Origin of the sequence: Ferrimonas balearica, assembly GCF_019802055.1 — a bacterium.
Lineage (GTDB): Bacteria > Pseudomonadota > Gammaproteobacteria > Enterobacterales > Shewanellaceae > Ferrimonas > Ferrimonas balearica_A.
In genome coordinates this window covers 823931-841106 of sequence record NZ_JAHVHW010000007.1, presented here as the reverse complement: position 1 = coordinate 841106, position 17176 = coordinate 823931, and the positions used below count along the sequence as shown (strand labels likewise).

Here is a 17176-nt window from a genome sequence, read left to right as displayed (position 1 = left end):
TAGTGATAGGTTCACCGCTGACCAGAGAATCGGCAGGGATGCTGCGGATTGGGGCCATCACGTCAGGGAGGCAATGATGAAAGCACTGGTGTTCATTTTGGGGGGGCTGCTGTTTATTGCAGCGAGCCTGTTCGGCCGCCGGGTGGAAAAGGGGTTTCTTGCCAACTGCACCGACGTCAGCGGAACGGTTGTGGATCTTAAAGAGGAAACGCAGCGCTCCGGCAACAGCACCCGGAAGGTGGTGTTGCCCATTATTGAATATCGCACCGACGTCACCCTCAGATTCAAAGCCGAAGTGGACGCCCGCAAACACAACCTGGCACCAGGAAAAACGGTTCAGGTCCTGATAAGCCGGAGCAACCCCAAAGTGGCCAAGGTGCAGTCCCGTTTTAAGGAATCCTTCCTGCTGCTCAATCTTCTGTTTGTCATGGGCCTGGGGGCGACGGTTATTGGCATCGCCAACCTCGACCCTTCGGACTTCAGTCTGTCGTTTCTGAATGAGCCCTTCTACCTGATTGCCGCGGTAGTGGCCGTCGCCTTTGCCTGCATCAGACTCGGACCCACCGTCCGCTACCTGATGCGCTACGGCGCCCAGCACCGTGAGAACGCCTGGGAAGTGGAGCACACCTCTGAACCCCCGGAGTCGTAAAGACACCACTGAACAAGATGCCCACGGTTCTGCTGGCCAGCGCCCAGGTTTCAGGTATTGCGCATTCACGTTCTTTGCGAACCCGAATTAAATATCCTCTGGACGCCTGACAACGTCCGGGGGTGTGTATGAATCTTTCAATGACATGGAGTGTCAAATGCAACTTGGTTATCGGTTGGCTGCAACCCTGCTGGCAATAAGCTGTTTTCCGCTTTCCGCTGTTGGCGAAACGCTGAATAAGATTGAGATTACCGCAACGAATAATTACCAGAGCGTCATCGTTGAACAGCCTGAAGAGCTAAAAACCACGGACGATAACGCGCTCACCACTTACGTTTTCGAGCGCGCGAGGTTTCAAAACAACAAGGATCCACAACTGTTTATCGATGTGATGGACTGGGTCGCTAGCCAGTGGCAACACGATGGCATGAATCAACCTCCGGCGGGGACCAGCTCACTGGATATTCTGAAAAAAGTGCATGATGAAGGGGAGCGTTACCGCTGTGTCGAATATGGCCAGGTGATGGCCGATATCCTCTCCGCCATGGGACACCATACCCGACAGATTGGGCTCCAGACCTCGGAGGTTGCCTACGGCGGTTTTGGTATGGGCCATGTGGCCACTGAGGTATGGTCCAATGCATTGGGTAAGTGGGTGTTCTTCGACCCACAGTTCAGCATCTATGCCCTGCACAATGGCGAATATCTCAATATCCACGATATCTATCAGCTTAAACGCCAACAGCAGTATGACCAGATCCAATTCCTGGTGACGGAGCAGTTTGCACGGTTAAACCAGCTGGATGTCGAGGCGATAAAGTCCGACTACGCCAACTTCCTATCCAACTACCTTGGCTTCCACATCTCTTCACGCCATTTGTATGGAGAGCGACAGCGTGTGTTTCTGATGATGGAGGCCAAAACACCGCCACTCACTTTTCAGGGAATGGGCTCAGAGTACCCCAAGCTTTTTACCCAAAATCCCGATATCGCCTACCCGGAGCTGAATAAGACATCAATCGCGATGACAGCCCTTCCTAATGCTCAGTCTGACTTCCAGACACTGATGGAAGAGCATGGCATTGAAACCAACGAGCAGTACCTTGAGCATCAGTGGCGTTTCGCTGCGAAAGGCGAGATTTCAATGCAGTTTTACACCGCAATGGACCGTTTTTCGCATTTTCAGATCCGCCAGAACCGGGAAGAATGGGTAGACATAGAGGGCGAGAGTTTTGTCTGGCCGCTGAACAAAGGCGAGAACCGCTTTGAGGTCCGCAGCATTAGCGAAACCATTGTTGCCGGCCCAATCACCTTCGTTGATATCCGTTACAGCCTGTGACCGCTTGAACCGCGTTTGCCTCCCTATCCCTATCGATAACCGGGAGGGGGGCTAAGCCTGGTTACCTGGCCCTATCAGATCAGGTGCCGGCCACCATCCAGATGCAGGGTACGACCGGTGATGTACTCACTGTTCATCAGGTATTGCACGGTGTGCCACACCTCCACTTCGCCACCCTCTTTGCCCATCACCGATTTGGCGAGGGCTTTTTGCCGGTAAGCCTCGTCGTCGTGCTCGTTAAAGCGGATCAGGGCAGGCGCGATGGCATTCACTTTGATGGTTGGGGCCAGCTGTTTCGCAAAGGAGAGAGTAAGGTTAGCCAGAGCGGCCTTACTGGCGGCATAAGCGATGTGCTTGGCGCTGCCGGTATCCGCCACATAATCGGTAAGATGAATGATGTCAGCGGTGGGCGCGGCGCCCGCCATCAGGGCATCGGTGAGGCCCAGATTAAGCTGGTAGGGAGCGCTGACATGCACCTGCATCATCCGCTGCATCACCTCCGCATCGGGTGCCTGCCCCTCCTTCAGCCAGTCCGACGCATTGTGAATGATGGCGCGCAGGGCCGGGTGACGATCCCGCAGAAGGGATATCAGGTTGGTGAGTTCACCCGGGTCATAAAAGTCGCAGGGGTATAGCTCGGCACCCTCTGCCCGAAGCCCTGCCAACGCCGGTCGCTCCTGACGGTAGGTACCAATCACCGGTGTGCCCTGCTCCAGAAACGCCAGTGCCAGATGCAGACCCACCCGTTTGCCCACTCCGGTGATCAGAACCGGTGCACTCATCGCAGAAACTCAGCCCGGGTGGCCGCCTTGGTTTTGAACACCCCCCCCAGCGCCGTGGTTTCGGTGTAGGAGCTGGCGTCTGCCACCCCACGTGCCTTAACGCAATAGTGGGTGGCCTGAATGGAGACCGCCACATTGTCGGTGCCCAGTAGGGTTTGCAGGGCCACCAGCACCTGCTGGGTCAACCGCTCCTGAACCTGGGGACGGCGAGCGAAGAACTGAACGATGCGGTTGATTTTGGACAGCCCAATCACCTTCTTGCCCGGGATGTAGGCAACGGTGGCTGTGCCGTCGATGGTGACAAAGTGATGCTCGCAGGTGCTGACAAGGCTGATCGCCTTCACCTTAACCATCTCATCGACGCCCATCTTGTTGTCGATAACGCACATCTTGGGAAATTGCCGGTAATCCAGCCCCGAGAAGATTTCGTCGACGTACATTTTGGCGATGCGATGGGGGGTCTCCCGCAGGCTGTCATCCCGCAGATCCAGACCCAGTGTGCCTATCACCTCAGTCATCAGACCTTTGATGCGGGCGTACTTCTGTTCGTTGGTCAGCTCGCTCTCTATCAGCGGCGTTTCCAGGCCACGGGCCATTAAGGCATCGCGCACCAGTTTGGCTTCTTCTGTCATGGCTACTGCGCCCCTTTCGCTTCCGGTCCTTGTGCTTACGGCCAGACTGGCCGTTCGGTTCTTTTCAGGCGTGATCCATCCCGCCCGGTTGACTCGTACCCCCTAGTGTTACCAACGAACGGGATTCTGTCATGCATTTAACCCTTTTCTACGACAGTCACTGCCCACTGTGCCGTCGAGAGATCGACGCCCTTCGGGCGCGGGATCCCCTTGGTCGCATCCGGTATGTCGACCTCCATGACCCCAAACTGACTGAGCAGTTTCCCGAGTTGGATCCCACTCAGGCCATGGCGATTCTGCACGGCCGTCTTGCAGATGGCACCTGGCTGACGGGCCTCGACGTGACCCATCAGGCATGGAAACTGGTGGGCCTGGGCTACCTAACCGCGCCCCTGCGCTGGCGTCCTGTGCGCCCGGTAACTGACGCCGCCTACAGGGTGTTCGCCCGCCACCGTCATCGCCTCTCCTACTGGCTGACCGGCCAGCGCCATTGCGACCGTTGCCATGTCGACCACTAACACCTTGGTGATCGGAGCGGGCAGCGCCATCGCCCAGGCGTATACGCAACTGGCCCTGGATCGCGGTGAAACCGTTGTGGCGCTGAGTCGACAGGCCCCGCCAACCACACACCCATTGCTGCGCTGGATCCCCTCGGACCATCAGGACGCGGGCCGTCAACGGGCCATCAGTGCACTGGCAGAGATCGACGCCCACTGGCAGCGCGTCGTTATCGCGTTGGGCCTGCTGCATGAACCGGGACTGAAGCCGGAGCGACGTATTGAGCACCTGGATGGGGAGTCGTTGCATCGCCTGTTTGAGGTTAATGCGGTGCGACCGATGGGTTATCTGCAGGCGCTGCTGCCCCTGCTCAGCAAGAGCCGGTCGGCCTCCGTGGCGGTTCTGAGCGCCCGGGTCGGCAGTATCAGCGATAATCAGTTAGGAGGCTGGTATGGCTACCGCGCCGCCAAGGCGGCCCTCAATATGATGCTCAAATCGGCTGCGGTGGAGTACGCACGAAGAGCACCGGGGGTAAAACTGATTGCCTATCACCCCGGTACGGTTGTCTCCCCGCTCTCCGAGCCGTTTGCCCAGGGACGCCAGCGTCTGACGCCGGAGCAGAGCGCCCGACAACTGCAGCAGTTGATGGATGGTGCCGAGGCGGATGGCACCCTGAGTTTTCTCGACTGGACCGGCAACCCGGTCCCCTGGTAGTGGTGGAGGCAGGTATGTTTGGCTCAAAACCTCACGCAGAAAAAGGCGCCATCTGGTCGCTGGAGGGGGATCTCTACATCGCCCGAACCTACGGCCCGGATGGTGAAATGCTGGAGCAGCAGCGGCTGCCCTGTCTGAAACAGGCGCGGGACTGGCTGGAGGAGAGAGGGGCGGAGTCTATCGCCTTCCACCCCTCAAACACCTACCTGGAGATGTGCGGAGAGGATCAGTAACCCGCCGCCTGACCATCCTTGCGGCTCTCAGACGCGCCGATGTAGCTGCCGGTGTCCTCATCGTAGATGATCGCCTGATAGCCGCCGTAGCCGCCGAGATTCTCCTGGATCACGTGGCCTCGCTTCATCAGCTCCCGTTTGGTCTCGTAGGAGAAGCCCGACTCCAGACTGACCACGCCGCCATCGGTCATCACCTCACCGGTGGGCTGGCTGGAGCCGGTGTGGAGAATCCTCGGCGCGTCGCCCGCCTCCTGCAGATTCATGCCAAAGTCCACCAGATTGATGATGATCTGAGCGTGCGCCTGAGGCTGGGTAGCGCCCCCCATCACCCCAAATGATAGCCAGGGTTTGCCCTCCCGGGTGGCAAAGGCGGGAATGATGGTGTGGAAGGGGCGCTTGCCCGGTGCGTAGGTGTTGGCCTCGCCCGGTTTAAGAGTGAACAACTGGCCCCGATCCTGAAGCACAAAGCCCAATCCCGGCGGAGTCATCCCCGAGCCCATACCCCGGTAGTTGCTCTGGATCAGCGACACCATATTGCCCTCACTGTCGGCGGTGGTGAGGTAGATGGTGTCGCCATGGAGCAAGGCCGGATTACCATGTTCCACCGATTTGGCCGCCCGCTCGCCAATCTCCTCGCGCCGTGCCTGGGCGTAGGCCTCGGAGATCAGGCCCGCCACCGGAATATCCGCAAACGCCGGGTCAGCGTAGTACTTGGCGCGGTCCGCGAAGGCCAGTTTCTTTGCTTCCACAAAGGTGTGCACATACTCCGGGCTGTCCAGGCCCATGGCGGCGATGTCGTAGCCCTCCAGGATCTTGAGGATCTGCAGCGCAGCAATCCCCTGTCCCGGCGGTGGCAGTTCCCACACGGTGACGCCCCGGTAGTCTGCGCTGACCGGCTTCACCCACTCGCTGGTGTGGCTGGCCAGATCGTCATAACTGAGGAAGCCGCCGTTCTCCTTCATGTACTGGTCGATGCGACGAGCGATCTCCCCCTGGTAAAACGCCTCCCGCCCCTCCTTCGCCAGCAGCCGATAGCTGTAGGCCAGGCCGGGGTTGGCAAACCGTTCCCCCACCGCAGGCATGGCGCCATTGGGCATAAAGGTTTCACGGAATCCAGGATATTGCCCCAGTCGCGGAGCGCTGCGGTCCAGGTAGTAGGCGATCAGATCGGAGACAATAAAGCCCCGCTCGGCATAGTCGATGGCGGGCGCCAACACCCGGCTCATCGGCAGCTTGCCAAACTTCTCACTCAGCTCAAACCAGCCATCCACCGCTCCGGGCACTGAAACGGGCAAGGGCCCGTAGGGCGGAATAGCGTCCAGCCCGCGCCGCTCAAACTCTTCCAACGTCAGGCTTTTGGGGCTGCGACCGGAGGCGTTCAAACCATGCAGCGTCTTGCTTTCGGCGTCCCAGACAATGGCGAACAGATCGCCGCCGATGCCACAGCCGGTCGGCTCCACCAACCCCAGCACCGCATTGGCGGCAATCGCCGCATCAATGGCGTTGCCGCCCTCCTTCAGAATGTCCAACGCCACCTGAGTGGCCAGGGGCTGGCTGGTGGCGGCCATCCCCTGCTCGGCGTAAACCGGTGAGCGGGATGCGAAAGGCGCTCCGGTAATGCGGTCAAAGGCTAAGGCAGAAGGGATAAGGGTGGATATCAGGGCGACTGTCGCCAGCAAAGGACGGGTCCGGGTCCACATAAACGCGCTCCATGACGTTGAGTTAATCGCAAGCTAACCAACCCAAACCCGCAGCGCAACCGGTTCAACCCGACGCATCAACCGATAAGCTTTGAGGCTAACTTGCCACATCGTTGGCATTTTCAGCCCCTTAACTCTGCTAATCTGCCCGCTATCCCAACAGGTAATAGGTAACAAGGATGAACTCCTACCGACCCCATCAGCAGCTCTGGTGGCTGCGGGCACTGGGCTTATTGTTAAAAGTGGGTTTGGTGGCCGGCACCGGCTCGCTGCTGGGCCTGACCCTGGAACTGCCCCCGCTGCTTGCCGTTATGGTACTGGAAGCCGCTTTTCTGGCCGTAACCACGCTGTCCTGGGGACAGCGTCACCTGCCCCTGGTCAGTCAGTTGATGGTCGATACCCTGCTGTGGGGTTTCTGGCTGCACTTCTCCGGCGGCGCCACCAACGCCTTTGTCACTCTGTTGCTGATGCCCGTCGCCATTGCCGCCGTGCTGCTGCCCTTCAGGCAGGTGTTGGGGATCGCCGCCATCGCCTGTCTGGCATACAGCCTGATGATGCTGACCATGCCCCACGATGCCCATATGATGCATGGCACCCAGATGGCCGCGCACTACCTGGGGATGTGGCTGAACTTCCTGCTCTCCTGCGCGGTATTGCTGGGTGTGGTCGCCATCATGGCGCTGCGAAGCCGTGAACAGCAGCGGGAGATGGCGCAACTGCGGGAAGCCCAGCTGCGTCAGGAGCACCTACTGGCGCTGGGCACCGCATCAGCCCAGTTGGCTCACCAACTGGCGACCCCTCTTTCCACCCTCACACTGCTGCACGAAGAGGCGCTGGAACACCACCCGGACAGCGACATGCTGCCGCAGATGAGCGGGCCGCTGCGCCTCTGCCAGCAAAGCCTGAACGGCCTGCGTCAGACCAGCGAACGGTTGCGCAGTGACTCCCCTGAGCCACAGCCGCTGGAAACCCTGCTGGCCGGCCTTAAGGAGCAACTGCAACTGCTGTTGCCTCAAATCGAGCTGGATCTTCAGGTGCGTGTTGAGCGCTCTATGCTCAGCGGAGACCCAGCACTGCAACCGGCTTTGCTGTCGCTGGCCTACAACGGCGCTCAGGCCAGTCTGCGTCAAGGCAGTGACCGGCTGGCACTGGAAGTGGCGCAGGAAGACAAGGGCATCGCCCTGACGTTCCGGGACTGGGGACCGGGACTGGGGCCTGTACATGACAAACTGGGACGCCAGCGGGTGCAGAGCAACTCTCTTGGCGTCGGATTGCTGCTCAGCCACGCCACTCTGGAGCGCCTCGGCGGCTCGCTGCGACTGAGCAACCGCTCTGATGGCGGTGCCGAAGCCCGAATCTGGCTGCCGGAGGTGGTGGCATGAGTGCCAAACGGGTGCTGATCATCGAGGATGATCCGCTGCTGGGACCAGTACTCGCCCGCCGTCTGGAGCGCCACGGTTACGACAGCCACTGGTCCGCCAACAAGACCGACGCCCTGCTCAAAGCACGACAGTGGCGCCCTACTCACCTGCTGCTGGATATGAATCTGGGCGAGGACAACGGGCTGGCGCTGATCGCCCCGCTGCGGGCTTCGGTGCCGCAGGCTCAACTGGTACTGCTGACCGGCTACGCCAGCGTATCCACCGCGGTAGACGCCATGCGATTGGGCGCCAACCACTACCTGGCCAAACCGGTGGATACCGCAACCCTGCTCAGCGCACTGGAGAACGCCCCGGTGGCGGTTTCGAACACCCCGGAAGACAAACCGCTGAACCCGAAACGGCTGGAGTGGGAACACCTTCAGCAGGCGCTGCGTCAGCACGATGGTAATGTCTCTGCCACGGCAAGGGCGCTGGGGATGCACCGCCGAACACTGCAAAGAAAGCTGCAGAAAAAACCGCTGTGCGAAGAGAGTGAAGGGGTGGCTGTGGGCGTCTGAGCCTCATCCCCACCGGGTGAGTGGGAGAGTGACCCCATGCACTCCATCGCTTTGGCAGTCTGGCCAGGGTGCTCTACAATGTGCTCCCCTGCGATTATGGATGGATCGCGAGCACAGGGTAACGATAAGGATGTCCCTATGACCGCACTGTATGAACAGATGCTCTTCCGCCCGGAACACAGCCACGCCGCCCCACAACCCGGTAGCCTGATGGTCAGCACCGACAGCGTCGTATTTTACGGCGAGGGACAGGTGATCACTCTGAACGCCATCCGCCAATCCACACTGGATGACCAGGGCTGGCTCCATATTGAGTACGGAGAGAACCGGCAAGCGGCGCTCTCTGACGCCAGCTGGCGCGGCCGTATCCACCAGTTAACCCGTCTACCCGCACTGGCCCGGGCACTGCAACGACACCATCAATAACCCTTGCAAAGCACGGGGCGGCAGTCACACTGAAGGGCATGATATCCCGATGAGACCGCCCCATGCGCCCCCAATACCGCACCGACCGTTTGACCGTCCGGGCACTGACCAACCTGGCTGAAGCGCCGTCCGATCTGGCCAGCGACACCCTAGCCCTCTTCTCCCCCGAAGTGCAGGCCACACTGCCGGAACACTGGCCCCCGGTAACCGACGCAACCGGCGCCCGCCAGTGGTTGCAGGACCGGCTGGATGAAGCCTGGCTGCTGGAGGTGCGAATGAGCAGTGACACCACTCTGGTGGGCTTTCTGCTGATCCACCCGTCAGTCGTGGTTGAGATAGGCACCACCTGGCATCTGGGCTACCTGTTGGGGGATGCCTACTGGGGTCAGGGGCTGGCCAGCGAACTGGTGGCCGGACTGGTGAACTGGTGCCAACAAAACGGCCAGGTCGCCAGCCTGCGCGCGGGGGTAGCGTCCGACCACCCCGCCTCCGCCCGGGTACTGACCAAAAACGGCTTTAGTGAAGTACAACGGCAAGACACCCCGGAAGACGTCCGCTTTTTTGAGCGTCACTTTCATGACCATCCGGACGGGGTGGAGTCGCCATAAAAAGCCATTTAAGCCTGAGCAACCATTGACTGGAGTGGCTTCGGAAACTCGTACACTAAAGCGCAGCTGGAATGGCCGGAATGGCGCCAGGAGCGGTCATTCGTGAATGATAGCGAGCTTTCACCGGATGGATTCTTTGTTTCACAGAGAGAACTGCGCTAAAGAAAAGCTAAGGCATTGATTGAACTGAGATCACTTGCTAGCGTTGTCTCACTTTCACCGGTGTTAATGCGACAATAAAGGTGCCTAAGGGCGCGATAACACCACTGTTAAATGCCAGCTACATATTGGCACAAACATAGAAGATAAAGTTTATGGATAAAAGTGATATTGGAGCAATAATCTTTTCTAATGGGAATATACCAGTCGAGTTAATACATAAACCATTAGAGTGGAAGGCCGTAGCACTTCAGAATCTACCATTTTTAATTACGATTGTAATTATCGTGTGCGCTGCCACGGTGACTTATACAAGCAACCGGAAGTCAGTAGAGTCTCAAAATAGAATTGCTCAAAGAGCAAGAGTGGATGAGCATGAGAACAAGATATCTGAATTTCGGCACCAATGGATTCAACAGGTGAGAGAGACTGCATCAGATTTGTGCAAAATACTGCATCAAATCCAGTATCAGGCAATGGTAAGGAATCTGAACAGAGACAATGAAAGAGAGGCCTATCGTAGAGGAGATCAGGAAAATGGTCAGAGATTTAATGAATTAGCAAGTCAAGCATATAATGAACTTGTATCAATAAGGACTGAGTACTATCAGGTTTCTTCTAAGTTGAAGCTTCTATTCAAAAAGGATGAACCATCTATGAAGAAGGCCTTTGAGATCATGAGTAGTATAAAGGAAGAAATTTATGACTTTGACACAACCCACCTCGAAGAAGACAAAATAGATAGTCTGATATCTGAGTTGCAAGATGCCTTAAAAGAGGAATGGGAAGTTACCAAAAGTCGAACTTGGTCAGATGGCAGGGCATTTAACAAGAAAAATCAGTCGGACGCATAAATGCGCCGCTGTTTTGGACGTTATACGTAAGAACAAACTGAAGGGATAGAATGGCACGCCTAGCACCAAAAACAGATGTATTGAGAGCGCTCTTCGCTAGATCTGGGAATCAATGTGCCTTTCCAGGTTGTACTCAGCCATTGATTAATGAAAAGAACAAATTCATAGCACAAGTTTGTCATATTGAAGCTGCCTCTGATGGTGGGGAGCGATTTAATCCGGATGGAAATGACGAGCATAGAAGAAGCTACGAAAACCTACTGATTTTGTGCTATCCACATCATATTGAAACTGATGATGTTGAAGAGTACCCCGTAGACAGGCTCCTACAGATAAAAAGAGAGCATGAGCAGTTATTTCTTAAGTCTGACTTCAAAATTGATGAGTCAGAGCTTACAAAGCTCTCTTATGAAATGGAGAAGTACTGGTCTGACATAGATCGCCTTAACAAGCTTGACCACATATTTGCAGACAGCGGCTTAGCGATGAGTGTAAATGGCGGGAATAGCTTCTTTGATGTGATCGCTAGCGCGTATGATACAGTTAATGGCATTGAGTCCCTTCTGAAGTCATTTCATAAGAGTGATGGAAAGTCAAAATCAGACTTTGAAGCACTCCTAATTAAAGAGGGTATATCTCCTGAATTGTTCAGTAATATCCCGTATCATGCCAATCCTTTTGAAAACAGAAATTGGGAATCACATAACCTCGGAACTCCTAACTTGCTTCAACGACTCAGAATAGACCTTGTTCATATTGAGGTCAAATTTCTAGAAGAGTATTTAAAAACTCATAACGATGACCTCCATGCTAAAGCTAAATTCGAAAAGGCGAAGGATGAGCTAAAGGAATATGCAGAGACTGCAATGCATGTTGACTAAAACGTATAGCAAGGCCAGCCAGCAGAGATCGTTAGTCCCCATAGGAGGACAAGATTGAACTCAGAGTTAAATTGCTTATGGTACGAAGCCGTGGAAAGTGTAGGCTTAACAGGCCTGGTTGGAAACAAAGGGTGTAGGCTAGCGTCAAAATACGGCGAAGCGAAGTCTTTGGTCTTAGGTGCAAGCCATCCTATTGGAGCAACCGTTATGCGCTCAAACATTCAGCTATACCATGGCTGGGAGTGTCCTGTAACTCTCCGTATAGCAAAATCTATAGTTACAGAGTCACCTCGAATGACGCTACGTGAGCTACAAGTACAAATACTGAAATTAGCTAAAGCCCGTGAAGCCGCTTTTCCATATATTTGGTGGGTTTATTCAAGAAAGGCTTCTAGCGATGTTCGTGCTATTCATGAAGACTCAAATGGCATTTTGTTTGCCAAACTGAGGAGTAAGTGGATTCAGGTGTATAAATGTCAAAGATTAGGCTCATTAGTAGGTTCCCAGGGCGGACATCATTATGAAGACATGCCAAGTAATGCATACTTTGTTCTTTGGGAAAATGAAGAGCAGGCACGAAACCATGCGAGGTAACAAGGCACTGCAGGTGGATCGCGATCGTTTAGTTGAGCGGGGCGTTATCAGTGAGCCACTGAACGGCTAGATCGGGGCGCTTGTAGACATCGACTATGCCACTAATTAGGATGGATTTTTCGGAAGGCGCAGGCTCAGCACGATTCAGGGTAAAACTGCTAAACGCGGACCCCTGGAGCAGAACAGCGCCTTTGGTGTATTTAGAGCCTTCTTAACGGCCGGTCCGGGGCGGTTCCAGCCCCCCTAACCCAATGTCCCACTCCGCTCTTTCGCCGACTTCGAGGGCTTGCGCGCAGCGCAAACCGCAGGGAGGCAAAGGGGAGTCCAGAGGGGCGAAGCCCTTCTGGTTGCTGCCGCCAACGCGGAACTCATCGTAGCGTCCCACCAACCCGGTCATGCCGCAGGCATCCATCAGAGCGTCCTCTCCCCAAGCGCGCAGCGCCACCATCCCCTGCCACACCCTTCACCCACAAACCAGCGAAACGACGCCACTTTGGACCCGGGTCACAAATCCGTCAGGTGGTGCGTAAACGACCATTTGGCGGTCACAGACGACCTCCTTTTGCCTTAACGTCTTGATTACGTTTTCTCCTGCGAAAACAACAAAATCGCAGAGGAATCGATGATGAAACAACAACGTACAAAACTCGGCGCCATGACCCTTTGCGCCAGTGCGCTGATAGCGCTACTGGCCGGGTGTGGCAGCGACAATGACAACAATGCTCCCGTTGAAAACCAGCCTCCGGTGCCCGGAACGGTATCGGCGATTGCGGTGATTGGTGAGGACACCTCCATCGACGTTCTGGCCGAGGCCAGCGATCCGGAGGGCGACACTCTGGTGCTGTCGGAAGCGACCGTAGTACAGGGGGCCGGTGAGGTGCGGGTAGAGGACGATCTGCTCTGGCTCCTCTCCGACACCTACGGTCTGGTCCAGGTGGAATACGTCATCAGCGACGGTAACGGTGGCGAGGCACGTGCCGTGGCGGACGTGGAAGTGAAAGCCAGCATGCAGGAGTATGTCGGCACCGATACCTGTCTGCGCTGTCACCAGGATAAGGCGAGCTTCCGGGAAACCGGCCACAACTACAAGTTCACCAAGGTGGAGAACGGTGAGCGGCCCGAGTTCCCCTTTACCACGCTGAAAGGCGCTTTGGCCCTGTATGAAGGCGTTACCAACAGTGCCGGTACGCCGGAAAGCTGGGCCGACATCAGCTATGTGCTGGGGGGTTATCAGCGCCAGGCCATTCTGCTCGATAACAACGGCTACATGATCAACGGCACCAAAGCGATGTTTGATGTGTTGCCGCTCGGGGAAACTCTGGGTCCGGATCGCGCCGTGCCGTTCGCAGCCGGTGCTGGCCCGGACGGCATGCCCTACAACTGTGGCACCTGCCATAACACCGGCTGGCGCGATTACACCTCAGAGCCCGGCGACAACCGTAACCGCAATCGTCAGGACGACCTGATTGGCATGGAGGGCACCTTTGCCCTGACCGGCGTCCAGTGCGAAGCCTGTCACGGCGCTGGCAGCGACCACGCCAAGAGCCCCAGCAAGGACAACATCACCCTGAAGGCTGAAGGCCGCAGCCGTGCTGACCTGATGGCCCTGAATATGGCCTATGGCGAGCCGGTGGCTTGCGGTGAGTGTCATACCAAAGCCGGTGAACGTCACTACCCGACCTACATGACAAGCTACGACGAGAAGTTCGGTGGCGACACCATCGGTGGCTTTGTGAAGGACTACTTTGAAGAGGGCCGGAATGCCGGAGACGCGCTGCTGGGCTACGACCCGGATACCGGCGAGGCGACAGGCGCCAAGCGGATGTTCCACTGCACCGAGTGTCACAACCCGCACCTGTCCACCAACTTCCAGGATAAGCCTGGGCACGGCGAAGCACTGACCAAAACCTGTCAGAGCTGTCACCCGAGCGTGGAGTTTGCGGATGGCCTGGGTGCCATGCATGGCGCAATGGCAGAGTGTACCGATTGCCATATGCCCAAGAACTCGCACCTGTTCAAGATTGACCTTTCAGCGCCGTCAGAAGACCCCTATCACTACGGCGAAGATGGTCAGTACCGTCAGCCCTGGCTGAGACCGGTGCAGTCCTGCAAATCCTGTCACGCTGAAGACTACGACGACAAAGCTTCCCGGATCGATAAGATCCACAAGTAAGTCGTAACACCAAAAGACACCGGGCTCGCCCGGTGTCTTTTTCTGACTCCCCTCGATACGGCACTGCCCGTGGGTGAATTAACTGTCCACCTTGTACAACCAAGTTAACTCGTCGCACCGGTACTCTCCGGCACTCTCCCCGCTCTGCGGCAGACTGTCCGCCAGGCCCATCAGGTAGGCTTTGGCGAAGATAAGCGCAAAGAAGGGTCGCTGACTGCCGTCGTCCATCGACATCAGGAAGCGATTCAGTCGTAAATTAAGCGCCAGGTTGTCGATTTTCTGCCCCTGGTTCATCGCCAGCTTCGCGCAAATCGTCATCTGACGCACCTCCGGCTCCTCAATCAACTGATTGGCCAACGGCACAAAGCCCATGGTGGCACCACCGCCACGAGCGATGATCAGCTTTTGGCTGAGGGCGTATCCTCCGACAGCGCCGAATAGCAAACCGATAAGCAGAGTCACCGTAAGAGCAAGCTTGGACATAAAGGGACCATACAAGTGAGTTTTCCCCATTGGAGCACAGAGCTTTCAGTGGGTTCGGGATATGTCCCAATAATGTGAACTCTCCGGGTACATTTCGATGAGCTTAACGCTCGACGTCAGAGCGCTGGAGTTAACCCGTAATGCGCCTCGACGGTCGTGAAGAAGCGCTTGAGATTCGGGGCTTCGGCAAAGGCCTGCTCCAGATCCCCCCAGGGCTCCAGCTCAGATTTGTCAGCCTTACCGTTTTTGATGGCGTGGTAGAGGTACACCAATCCCGATGCCCGCCAGTTAACTGCGCAGTGCACCAGTACGTCCTGGTCGGTTTCGGAAAGGCGATCCATCACCGCAATAAAGTGCTCCATGGTCGCCACCGGTTGCTCCGACTCAAACGGCACAGTGTAGTGGGTTAAGCCGCTGGCACGGGCACTGACCGGGTCGGGCACAAACCCCTTTTGCTGGTCCCAGAGGCTGTTGGCGGGAATCACATTGATAACAGTATCAATCCCCGCTTGGCGCATGGCGGCGTAGTCGCCTGACTTGGGCAGGCCTGCACTGACAACATGGGAGTTGTGAATGTGCATGTTGTTCAGGGCAGGCAGCGCCTCGCGATCGACATTGGCAAAGCTGCTGGCAGCGAACAGGGTCAGGCTGAAGGCAAAAAGCGTTTTCATAAATGCTCCACTGGTTTGGTAGTGGCGCTACGGTATGCCAGCAACTCGGCCCTCGGAGAGAGACAACTGACCGATTTTGTCCCGGTTGGAGCAAAATCATTGCGCCGTTCGGAAACTTAATGGCCGACCAGTGCTCTATCTAGCGCAACCTATGAGTTATTGGAGAATGCGTGGTGCATCAAGATGGGATTCGTCAGGGCGAACGGACCAAGCAGAATATCGTGACGGCACTGACTCAGCGTCTGCGTACGACGACCTATCAGCAGGTCACCGTGGGGGATCTGATGCGCCAGGCGGCAGTGGGACGCAGCACCTTTTACCGCCACTTCACCTCCAAGCTGGATGTGTTGCTGCTGCACCACTGCAACCGCTTCAGCCAGATGCTTGAAGACTACCAAACGGAGTCTGCCTGGTTGGCCGACCACGCAAGCCCGAGCTTGCACCAATTTTTCGAAAAGGTTTCGGCAAACAGTAACCTGCGCCGTTCACTGGGCTATACCCTTGGCGCCGACAGTGAACTGGCAAAGCACAAGATCACCCAGTTGATAGTGAGCCAGGTCGAAAACAGCCTGCGCACTGCCCTGCCCCTCTCCGAACTGCAGATGCCACTGCCGGTACTCAGCGCCGCCATTGCCGCCAATATTCAGAGCCAGGTTGTAGCGTTTAAGGAGCTGACTAACCGTAATGATACCGCCGCGTTTGTAAACCAACTGCAGCGCCTGAATCGCGGTTTGATATTGGCAGCTTTAAACCGGATCTGAAGCGCCTACCCGTAACGAGCCCAAAGATGGGTGTCCATTTTAGAGCGGGCTCTATCTCTTTGCAGGTTTGCAACCCATTGCCTCGGCAACTCCTGACAATAACAATGCAGATATTTCAATCGCACCTTCCGACAAGTTATCTTTGCAATTTAAATACTCTTCACGCCTACTTTCCAACTCTTTGCAAGGATCACCAATATCTGGAAAGCAAGATTCTTTATCCCATGCTCTTTTTACACTTACATATTCTCCAGTTCTTTTTACAAGAGTAAAGCCATCAATAGCTTTCAGATTCAGTCCATTACTACCAACAAGAGCATCCTCATGGATAACCAAATGTAAGTTATGGATAGCAGCATCTGTTTGTCTCAAGTTAAGGTCGGCTTCAAATCGACTATCATAAATTGCATTCTCCACAGCAAGCCGAATGTTCGAAATGTTACCAACAACCTTGACCGGGAAGATATCCCCTTTCCTTACATAGTTTGTATGGTAATAAAACCCTTCAGGGCCAAGTATATTTCCAGGATATTTCTCGACATATATAACCATATGACTCACATTGTTTGTCTCCAATATACCAAGAGTAGAAAATGCCAACTTTGCGTTATTCGCTCTGGAATCGTGCCCGCTTGCAATGGCCGTTCTGCAAACGCCTTCAAACCTTGCCTCGCTTGCATGGGAAAAAGAAAAAAGCACAACCAACAGCATAAAAATCCTCATTCTATCACCCTTGAGTCAATTGAAATGAACCTGCAGATATTGACTTTAATACTTAGTATATCTGCGCCCATTAATCTCCCAACTAATGTAGACAATCTATAGCCGCTGACCAGGCTAACTAGTCACCCTCTTTTAAGCCCTTCTGTGGTGCCCCACCCCGCTCTTTCGCCGACGTCGAGGGCTTGCGCGCAGCGCAAACCGCAGGGAGGCAAAGGGGAGCCCAGAGAGGCGAAGCCCTTCTGGTTGCTGCCGCCAACGCGGCGCCCATCCTGACACCCCACCAAACCCATCATGCCGCAGGCATCCACCCAACCCAGCCAACGACATCAAACCGCGCACGCCGCAGGCATCCCCAAA

21 protein-coding genes are annotated in these 17176 nt (G+C 56.0%); 14 read left to right on the top strand and 7 right to left on the bottom strand.

Annotated features, from left to right (window positions below; genetic code table 11):
- The first annotated feature begins 76 nt into the window (after window positions 1-76).
- Both KUV52_RS11425 and KUV52_RS11420 read left to right on the top strand, forming a co-directional pair.
- Window positions 77-649 (top strand): DUF3592 domain-containing protein, encoded by a 573-nt coding sequence (locus tag KUV52_RS11425; protein ID WP_222526060.1) that lies wholly within the window; start codon window positions 77-79, stop codon window positions 647-649.
- A gap of 157 nt (window positions 650-806) precedes the next feature.
- Window positions 807-1988 (top strand): transglutaminase-like domain-containing protein, encoded by a 1182-nt coding sequence (locus KUV52_RS11420; protein ID WP_222526059.1) that lies wholly within the window; start codon window positions 807-809, stop codon window positions 1986-1988.
- Window positions 1989-2062: 74 nt separating this feature from the next.
- Here the strand turns inward: KUV52_RS11420 and folM are convergent, their stop codons facing one another.
- Window positions 2063-2770: a dihydromonapterin reductase gene (gene folM, locus KUV52_RS11415; RefSeq protein WP_222526058.1), complete on the bottom strand. Its 708-nt coding sequence runs from the start codon at window positions 2768-2770 to the stop codon at window positions 2063-2065.
- On the bottom strand, window positions 2767-3402 hold the full coding sequence (folE, locus tag KUV52_RS11410) for a GTP cyclohydrolase I FolE (RefSeq protein WP_222526057.1): 636 nt from the start codon (window positions 3400-3402) through the stop codon (window positions 2767-2769). Before folE ends, folM begins: the two co-directional genes overlap by 4 nt.
- A gap of 131 nt (window positions 3403-3533) precedes the next feature.
- Between folE and KUV52_RS11405 the strand changes: the two genes are divergently transcribed.
- Genes KUV52_RS11405 through KUV52_RS11395 form a run of 3 tightly spaced genes read left to right on the top strand, consistent with a single transcriptional unit; the run spans window position 3534 to window position 4847 of the window.
- Entirely contained in the window at window positions 3534-3920 is a 387-nt protein-coding gene (locus KUV52_RS11405; protein WP_222526056.1) for a thiol-disulfide oxidoreductase DCC family protein, read from the top strand.
- Window positions 3907-4614, top strand: a complete 708-nt coding sequence (locus tag KUV52_RS11400) for an SDR family NAD(P)-dependent oxidoreductase (RefSeq protein WP_222526055.1) — start codon at window positions 3907-3909, stop codon at window positions 4612-4614. The genes KUV52_RS11405 and KUV52_RS11400 overlap by 14 nt, the downstream gene beginning before the upstream one ends.
- 14 nt (window positions 4615-4628) lie before the next feature.
- Window positions 4629-4847, top strand: coding sequence for a hypothetical protein (locus KUV52_RS11395; protein ID WP_222526054.1), 219 nt, complete (start codon window positions 4629-4631; stop codon window positions 4845-4847).
- Here the strand turns inward: KUV52_RS11395 and ggt are convergent.
- Complete coding sequence (ggt, locus tag KUV52_RS11390) at window positions 4841-6547, bottom strand: gamma-glutamyltransferase (RefSeq protein ID WP_222526053.1); 1707 nt, start codon at window positions 6545-6547, stop codon at window positions 4841-4843. The two genes, KUV52_RS11395 and ggt, sit on opposite strands and share 7 nt — an antisense overlap.
- 179 nt (window positions 6548-6726) lie before the next feature.
- Between ggt and KUV52_RS11385 the strand changes: the two genes are divergently transcribed.
- The 7 genes from KUV52_RS11385 to KUV52_RS11355 all read left to right on the top strand — a co-directional run bounded on the left by KUV52_RS11385 (window position 6727) and on the right by KUV52_RS11355 (window position 12008).
- Window positions 6727-7929 (top strand): ATP-binding protein, encoded by a 1203-nt coding sequence (locus KUV52_RS11385; RefSeq protein WP_222526052.1) that lies wholly within the window; start codon window positions 6727-6729, stop codon window positions 7927-7929.
- Entirely contained in the window at window positions 7926-8486 is a 561-nt protein-coding gene (locus KUV52_RS11380; RefSeq protein WP_222526051.1) for a response regulator transcription factor, read from the top strand. Before KUV52_RS11385 ends, KUV52_RS11380 begins: the two co-directional genes overlap by 4 nt.
- Window positions 8487-8624: 138 nt before the next feature.
- The gene (locus KUV52_RS11375) at window positions 8625-8912 is read left to right on the top strand and encodes a hypothetical protein (RefSeq protein WP_222526050.1); all 288 of its coding nucleotides are present in this window, start codon (window positions 8625-8627) and stop codon (window positions 8910-8912) included.
- Window positions 8913-8974: 62 nt separating this feature from the next.
- Complete coding sequence (locus KUV52_RS11370; protein ID WP_222526049.1) at window positions 8975-9520, top strand: GNAT family N-acetyltransferase; 546 nt, start codon at window positions 8975-8977, stop codon at window positions 9518-9520.
- Between the two features lie 314 nt (window positions 9521-9834).
- Window positions 9835-10533, top strand: coding sequence for a hypothetical protein (locus KUV52_RS11365; RefSeq protein ID WP_222526048.1), 699 nt, complete (start codon window positions 9835-9837; stop codon window positions 10531-10533).
- Between the two features lie 50 nt (window positions 10534-10583).
- Window positions 10584-11414, top strand: a complete 831-nt coding sequence (locus KUV52_RS11360; protein WP_222526047.1) for a hypothetical protein — start codon at window positions 10584-10586, stop codon at window positions 11412-11414.
- Between the two features lie 294 nt (window positions 11415-11708).
- Window positions 11709-12008 (top strand): hypothetical protein, encoded by a 300-nt coding sequence (locus tag KUV52_RS11355; protein ID WP_222526046.1) that lies wholly within the window; start codon window positions 11709-11711, stop codon window positions 12006-12008.
- A gap of 211 nt (window positions 12009-12219) precedes the next feature.
- Here the strand turns inward: KUV52_RS11355 and KUV52_RS11350 are convergent, their stop codons facing one another.
- On the bottom strand, window positions 12220-12456 hold the full coding sequence (locus KUV52_RS11350) for a hypothetical protein (RefSeq protein ID WP_222526045.1): 237 nt from the start codon (window positions 12454-12456) through the stop codon (window positions 12220-12222).
- A 177-nt stretch (window positions 12457-12633) separates the two neighbouring features.
- On the opposite strand from KUV52_RS11350, the gene KUV52_RS11345 reads away from it, so the two are divergent.
- Window positions 12634-14181 (top strand): Ig-like domain-containing protein, encoded by a 1548-nt coding sequence (locus tag KUV52_RS11345; RefSeq protein ID WP_222526044.1) that lies wholly within the window; start codon window positions 12634-12636, stop codon window positions 14179-14181.
- 78 nt (window positions 14182-14259) lie between these two features.
- Here the strand turns inward: KUV52_RS11345 and KUV52_RS11340 are convergent, their stop codons facing one another.
- Both KUV52_RS11340 and KUV52_RS11335 read right to left on the bottom strand, forming a co-directional pair.
- A complete protein-coding gene (locus tag KUV52_RS11340; RefSeq protein WP_222526043.1) occupies window positions 14260-14664 on the bottom strand; it encodes a hypothetical protein in 405 nt (134 codons plus the stop codon).
- A gap of 116 nt (window positions 14665-14780) precedes the next feature.
- Window positions 14781-15335, bottom strand: coding sequence for a hypothetical protein (locus KUV52_RS11335; RefSeq protein ID WP_222526042.1), 555 nt, complete (start codon window positions 15333-15335; stop codon window positions 14781-14783).
- A gap of 170 nt (window positions 15336-15505) precedes the next feature.
- Between KUV52_RS11335 and KUV52_RS11330 the strand changes: the two genes are divergently transcribed.
- Window positions 15506-16096, top strand: a complete 591-nt coding sequence (locus tag KUV52_RS11330) for a TetR/AcrR family transcriptional regulator (protein ID WP_222526041.1) — start codon at window positions 15506-15508, stop codon at window positions 16094-16096.
- A gap of 51 nt (window positions 16097-16147) precedes the next feature.
- Here KUV52_RS11330 and KUV52_RS11325 read toward each other — a convergent pair whose 3' ends face one another.
- Window positions 16148-16807, bottom strand: coding sequence for a hypothetical protein (locus tag KUV52_RS11325; protein ID WP_222526040.1), 660 nt, complete (start codon window positions 16805-16807; stop codon window positions 16148-16150).
- Window positions 16808-17176: the final 369 nt, after the last annotated feature.

Bases quoted from the DNA above. Each gene is read 5' to 3' on its own strand.
- KUV52_RS11395 (WP_222526054.1), top strand. From the start codon at position 4,629: ATGTTTGGCTCAAAACCTCACGCAGAAAAAGGCGCCATCTGGTCGCTG.
- KUV52_RS11400 (WP_222526055.1), top strand. From the start codon at position 3,907: ATGTCGACCACTAACACCTTGGTGATCGGAGCGGGCAGCGCCATCGCC.
- KUV52_RS11420 (WP_222526059.1), top strand. From the start codon at position 807: ATGCAACTTGGTTATCGGTTGGCTGCAACCCTGCTGGCAATAAGCTGT.
- KUV52_RS11340 (WP_222526043.1), bottom strand. From the start codon at position 14,664: ATGTCCAAGCTTGCTCTTACGGTGACTCTGCTTATCGGTTTGCTATTC.
- KUV52_RS11360 (WP_222526047.1), top strand. From the start codon at position 10,584: ATGGCACGCCTAGCACCAAAAACAGATGTATTGAGAGCGCTCTTCGCT.
- KUV52_RS11345 (WP_222526044.1), top strand. From the start codon at position 12,634: ATGAAACAACAACGTACAAAACTCGGCGCCATGACCCTTTGCGCCAGT.
- KUV52_RS11375 (WP_222526050.1), top strand. From the start codon at position 8,625: ATGACCGCACTGTATGAACAGATGCTCTTCCGCCCGGAACACAGCCAC.
- KUV52_RS11405 (WP_222526056.1), top strand. From the start codon at position 3,534: ATGCATTTAACCCTTTTCTACGACAGTCACTGCCCACTGTGCCGTCGA.
- folE (WP_222526057.1), bottom strand. From the start codon at position 3,402: ATGACAGAAGAAGCCAAACTGGTGCGCGATGCCTTAATGGCCCGTGGC.
- KUV52_RS11385 (WP_222526052.1), top strand. From the start codon at position 6,727: ATGAACTCCTACCGACCCCATCAGCAGCTCTGGTGGCTGCGGGCACTG.
- KUV52_RS11370 (WP_222526049.1), top strand. From the start codon at position 8,975: ATGCGCCCCCAATACCGCACCGACCGTTTGACCGTCCGGGCACTGACC.
- ggt (WP_222526053.1), bottom strand. From the start codon at position 6,547: ATGTGGACCCGGACCCGTCCTTTGCTGGCGACAGTCGCCCTGATATCC.
- KUV52_RS11355 (WP_222526046.1), top strand. From the start codon at position 11,709: ATGACGCTACGTGAGCTACAAGTACAAATACTGAAATTAGCTAAAGCC.
- KUV52_RS11325 (WP_222526040.1), bottom strand. From the start codon at position 16,807: ATGCTGTTGGTTGTGCTTTTTTCTTTTTCCCATGCAAGCGAGGCAAGG.
- KUV52_RS11380 (WP_222526051.1), top strand. From the start codon at position 7,926: ATGAGTGCCAAACGGGTGCTGATCATCGAGGATGATCCGCTGCTGGGA.
- KUV52_RS11335 (WP_222526042.1), bottom strand. From the start codon at position 15,335: ATGAAAACGCTTTTTGCCTTCAGCCTGACCCTGTTCGCTGCCAGCAGC.
- KUV52_RS11365 (WP_222526048.1), top strand. From the start codon at position 9,835: ATGGATAAAAGTGATATTGGAGCAATAATCTTTTCTAATGGGAATATA.
- KUV52_RS11350 (WP_222526045.1), bottom strand. From the start codon at position 12,456: ATGGTGGCGCTGCGCGCTTGGGGAGAGGACGCTCTGATGGATGCCTGC.
- folM (WP_222526058.1), bottom strand. From the start codon at position 2,770: ATGAGTGCACCGGTTCTGATCACCGGAGTGGGCAAACGGGTGGGTCTG.
- KUV52_RS11425 (WP_222526060.1), top strand. From the start codon at position 77: ATGAAAGCACTGGTGTTCATTTTGGGGGGGCTGCTGTTTATTGCAGCG.